Genomic DNA, 4,623 nt, shown 5'->3' on the forward strand with positions numbered 1-4,623 from the left:
ATAGGCCTGCTCACAGGTCACTCCCCTGCCCCGGCTTTGATCAGCAGTTGCTGCCAGGTCTCCCGCTCTTGCATCAGCGCGCTTGAGCACGTCGGCAAGCACCAGGACGGCGCGGGTTGCTGCCGCGCTTGTGGCGGCAGTGCAGGAATGGCTGCCGGCCTGGGCGGCGACACGGCCGGCAAGCTCGTCGGGTGTGTGCCGCAGGCCGTCAGCAGCGCGAGCGTCGGCAGCATCAGCAAACGCCTGATCAATGATCCTCTGTCCATCTTGAACCACCTTGTTGATTGTCTGTTGGTGGGCTTGCTCTCTGGTGCGTTCGGTGGCTTCAGCCTGGGCCTGAGCGGCTTTATCTGCCGTGTCGCGCGTTGCCCAGCGCTCCCGCCACTCGGCACTCATGGTTGAGCGGCCATGCTGATAGGTGCCCCAGAAGGCGCCCAGCACCAGGGCAAGCGTTACGGCCGCACCAATAGTGCGTACGCTGATCACGCCAGCCTCCCGCCAGCGGCGATGAAGTGGGCCAGCAGGTCGTCCAGGTTGTGCTCGCGCTGCCCGTAGCCAGCCCCCGGCAGGCTGGCCCAGATGTTCCGGCACTTACCTATCGCCAGCTGGATGCGGCCGGCGTGCACGTCCGCCAGCGCCCCACGCTCCTTGATCAGTTGCAGGGCCAGCTTGTCCTGGCTGACTGGGCTGAAGTCTGGCAGCTTCAGCAGGTCGCGGTAATGCGGCCAGTAGCGCTGTAACTGCTGGTACCGGCCCGCAGCCGTCGATTTCAGGCCTTTGCTGTTCACGGTCACCAATACCCCCGGGTGACCGGCATAGCTCTTGAAGGTGTTCGGGCTGTCGATGCCGCCGACAACCACGTCGTAGCCGTCATCGCGGGTGTGTTTGCTGGTCGAGGTACCTTCGGACCACCCCAGCATGTCGAGGAAGGCGAGCGCGTTTCGGCTGCCCGCCAGTGAATCGGAAATCTTGGCCATGGCTTTCTCCAGGCAATAAAAAACCCGCTCAGGGCGGGTATCGGTGATGCGGCTCGTCGTCAGCCTTCGGCAGTTGTCGGCGACTCAGCCTCGGGGGTTTTGATCGGCGGAAGATCCGGTACCAAGATGTGCAGCGTGATCATGTGCTTGAGGTCGTAGGGCTGGCCGTCCTTCGTTGCCGTGACCGTCAGCACGTCGTTGACGAACTCGGTATCGATGTCGGCGCGACCGTCCACCTGGTTCAGCGTGTAGCCCCAGCCGTCGTCGATAGGCGGGAACGGAACCATGCCCAGGCAGCCGGTGACCCGGTAGACACCTTTCGCCGTTCGCGAGGAGCCGATCTCGCGCACCCCGTTCGACGCCAGGTCGTAGGTCTCTCCGCTCGCGCCGAGAATGTTGATTGCTGCTCTTGCCATGTCAGATCGCCTTGAGGGTGCCGTCAGCGGCGCGGGTGGTGTTGCCGGTGGTGTAGATTTCGACGGGGGTGTACCACGGGGCGCCGGGGTTCGATGAACTGCTGCGCAAGTAGTACCTCGTTGTCCATGGATCATTCAGCAGCTCAAACCCCTGACTGAGGCCGGTGCCGAACCCAAAGCGAATGCCGAAGCGGTTGTTCGCTGCAGATGCCCCACCCGTCTGGTCGCCGTAGTAGTGAAAGCCACCACCCAAGGGCGAGCTGTCGGGGTTGGTCGTGACGTACCGCGATGAGCCACCGAGCCCGAAGGCACCTTTCGCCAGAACGTTGCCGTCAGCGATACCCACCGTGGCCGTTGCAGCGCTTCCCAGGCCGAGACTGGTTCGCGCCAGTGCCGGGGTTGTGCCGCCAGTACCGCCCTTGGCCACGGGAAGAGCCGCCGGCAATATATTGCCCCCAAGCTGTGCATACAGCTCATCGAAGTTCGCCACGGCTTTGAGCCAAGCGCTGCGCCGGTCATCACCACCGGCACCATTCGGTGCCACGCCGAGGTTGATTGTTTGTTTGGTCATGTTCGGTCCTTTCAAGAAAAAGCCCGCACATGGCGGGCTTGAAGTTGTACGTCCTGTCTATCGCCGGATGCGGGCAAACACAGCAGCGTGCCTCCCGATATCCGTCCATGCAGTGAAGCCCATGGCAAACATCAGCAGTTGATTGTTCGCATAGTCCACTGTGACGCCCATGCGCAGCGAGTTACCTGGATGCGCGCACAGCAGCCAGCGCGAGAACGGGTTGATCATGAAGTGGTCGTGCGGGCCTATCGGTCTCGGAAGCTGGCAAACGTAGGTGTAGGCAATGGCGATCTCCAGCTGAGTCATGCCTACAAAAGGCCAATCATTGGCTGCGGTACTGACGGCAATTGCCGGGCTGCCAGTGTCATAAATGGGGTTGCCTGCGGCGTCCCAAATCCGCATACCGTAGTCAGATTGTGTTGTGGCTGCGAAGACCGCTGCAAACCAGGTTCCGCCGGTGACCGAGGTGATGTTGGCCAGCTGGATGCTGAACCCTGTCCACGCCCCGGGGCCGCCAGCGATGTTCATGCTGCCGTAAAGAACTGTGCCCTGCACTGGATCCGGCCTAATGAATACGCACGGTGGCTCTTGCGAAGTGATCACATTCGGGAACCCCACGGTTACGGCGGCAGTGCCGGCATATGTGCCCTCGCACACACAGCACAGCCGAGGGGCCTCGGAGTCAATTTGGATGTAGTTGTTGTCGTTTCGAACCGAGAGACCATAGGTCAATTTGTGTACCTCATTACGAGCAGGCGAAAACGTAGAGAGGATGCACCAGTGGTCGCCGTGCCCGTCGGTGTTTGCCGATAGATACCAATGCTTCCGGCCGAAAGGGCCATGTAAGGCAGCGCGTTGAGGGCCGAGCCCATTGCCGCCTCTGTAATTGCATCGATCGGCAGAATGACCGCCGAGCACTTGGCAGGGTCGAACCCTGGAATGTTCACAACGATGGGAGACACAGTGCGTAGGTCATAGACCTGGCTGTGCATCACCTGGTAAGTGAAGTCGTCCAGGGTCATTTGCACGCGCCCCTGCGCATCCCACACCGTCAGGCCGTAGCTCATTCTGTTTGATCTCCCAGCTGTATCCGCTTCTGGTTGTTGGGGCCCCAGAAGCGTATCGAGCGATTGCTGATCACTGAGCGCCCCTGCCCCGGGGATGAGCCGTTGAGCTCAAACTGACCAGACACAAAGTTCAGCATGATTCCGGCCTGCCCTGGCACATAGTCACCGCTGCGCAGTACGCCCGTGATGATCAGGTTCAAGATGTCCGCTTGCCGGATAACGGTTGAGTTCATGAACACCTGGCCGCCCTGGACCACAAACGGAAGGGTCATCTGACCGTCCAGGCCATCGATGATGGCAAGACGTTGCGCCATCAGCAGAATCTCACCCTCATCGCCGTTACTGCCCTGGACGATGCCGGTCGCAACCTTCTTGCCATGAGAGTTTGTCTCGGTCTTCCAGGAAGAGATCGCCGACACCTTCCCGTCAACCGACGCCGTGACTTCGCTCAGCATCTGAACCGAAGCGTTGGTCTCGCCGATCTGGGCCTGAACGGTTTCGACCTTCTTGCCGATGGCCATACCGTCCTCGACTCGCACGGATTGCTCGGTCCAGACCCCAACCATGCCGCCCTGCTCGCCAGCCATGCCTGAGGTATCCCCTTCCATCTCCGGGTTCACCTGGACAAATAAACCATCCAGGCGCGATGCCTGGGCTGCCAGCTTCGTGCCCTGCTGAGTAACCGCCGTATCGAGTTGGCTGATGGCCTGAGCCTGGGCGCTACCTACGCCTTCGGCGTCACCGACTCGGTTGGTGAGCACGGTCAGTGCCCGCCCCTGACTGGAGAGGGTGTCGCCCTGCTGGCTGACGGTGTTGCTCAGCACCTGCACGGCAGAGGCATCCGCTTTATCGCCAAGGCTGGATTGCACGCCATCAATGCGTTTGGCCTGCGCCGTGAGTTTGCCGTCTTGCTCAGTGACCTTGGTCTCCACCAGCGTCACCCGCGCCGCTGAGCCGTTCTCGGTCCTGGCCACCTGGCCGATATCTAACCAGTACGCTGGATTCGGCGGGGCATTTCCCAGCGGCACATTCTGGATCGCCACATAGAGGCGCTGGCCCTGGCGCACGTTCTCGCCCGAGGCGTAGGCCTTTGCTGGGTCGTATTCGAGTGCATCAACCACATCGCCAATAGCGTCGATCTGCTCCTGCAACTGGTCGTTGACCGCCTTCAGCCGTGCACTGACCGAGCCCGGCATCGTTGGCGGCCCCGAGATCAGATCGATCTCACCCCGCAACACTGGGAGGAGCGCGCCATTGCCAATTTTTTCCTTGAAGTATTCCTCATACTCCGACTGATCCGAGCTTGACCGGCCCTTGATACCGATTCCGGTCGGGTGCCACGGCCCAATGTTGCCGCTGCGATCAACCAGGCGCGCCCAGAAGAAGAACTCAAGACCCGCAGCGCCAAGCTGAAGCATGTGGTTCGACTGTGGGTGGGCGAAGTCGCTCAGCTTGATAGCATCGTCCCGCGAAGTGTTCTTGCTGTACCAGATCTCCGTCCGCTGAGTGTCCTCGGCACCAGCAGGAAAGCCCCAGTCAAGGCCAATGCCATAGACCAGAGGCTTGGTGGTCAGGTGGGTGACTGCTGGCGG

7 protein-coding genes are annotated in these 4,623 nt (G+C 61.3%); all 7 read right to left on the reverse strand.

What is annotated here, in order from left to right:
• Positions 1-486 (reverse strand): DUF2514 family protein (locus M5G11_RS09410; protein WP_273913988.1); only part of this gene is annotated, 486 nt, incomplete at its 3' end.
• Complete coding sequence (locus tag M5G11_RS09415; RefSeq protein WP_273913987.1) at positions 483-977, reverse strand: glycoside hydrolase family 24 protein; 495 nt, start codon at positions 975-977, stop codon at positions 483-485. The genes M5G11_RS09415 and M5G11_RS09410, both read right to left, overlap by 4 nt.
• Before the next feature lie 59 nt (positions 978-1,036).
• Positions 1,037-1,393: a phage tail protein gene (locus M5G11_RS09420; protein ID WP_273925266.1), complete on the reverse strand. Its 357-nt coding sequence runs from the start codon at positions 1,391-1,393 to the stop codon at positions 1,037-1,039.
• A 1-nt stretch (position 1,394) separates the two neighbouring features.
• Positions 1,395-1,964, reverse strand: coding sequence for a hypothetical protein (locus tag M5G11_RS09425; protein WP_273913985.1), 570 nt, complete (start codon positions 1,962-1,964; stop codon positions 1,395-1,397).
• Positions 1,965-2,021: 57 nt separating this feature from the next.
• Complete coding sequence (locus M5G11_RS09430; RefSeq protein WP_273913984.1) at positions 2,022-2,696, reverse strand: hypothetical protein; 675 nt, start codon at positions 2,694-2,696, stop codon at positions 2,022-2,024.
• Positions 2,693-3,031 carry a hypothetical protein gene (locus M5G11_RS09435; RefSeq protein ID WP_273913983.1) on the reverse strand — a complete coding sequence of 113 codons (339 nt, stop codon included), beginning with the start codon at positions 3,029-3,031 and terminating at the stop codon, positions 2,693-2,695. The genes M5G11_RS09430 and M5G11_RS09435 overlap by 4 nt, the downstream gene beginning before the upstream one ends.
• Positions 3,028-4,623 (reverse strand): phage tail tip fiber protein (locus M5G11_RS09440; protein WP_273913982.1); only part of this gene is annotated, 1,596 nt, incomplete at its 5' end. The genes M5G11_RS09440 and M5G11_RS09435, both read right to left, overlap by 4 nt.

It is taken from the genome of Pseudomonas fontis (genome assembly GCF_028656955.1).
Classification (GTDB): Bacteria; Pseudomonadota; Gammaproteobacteria; order Pseudomonadales; family Pseudomonadaceae; genus Aquipseudomonas; species Aquipseudomonas fontis.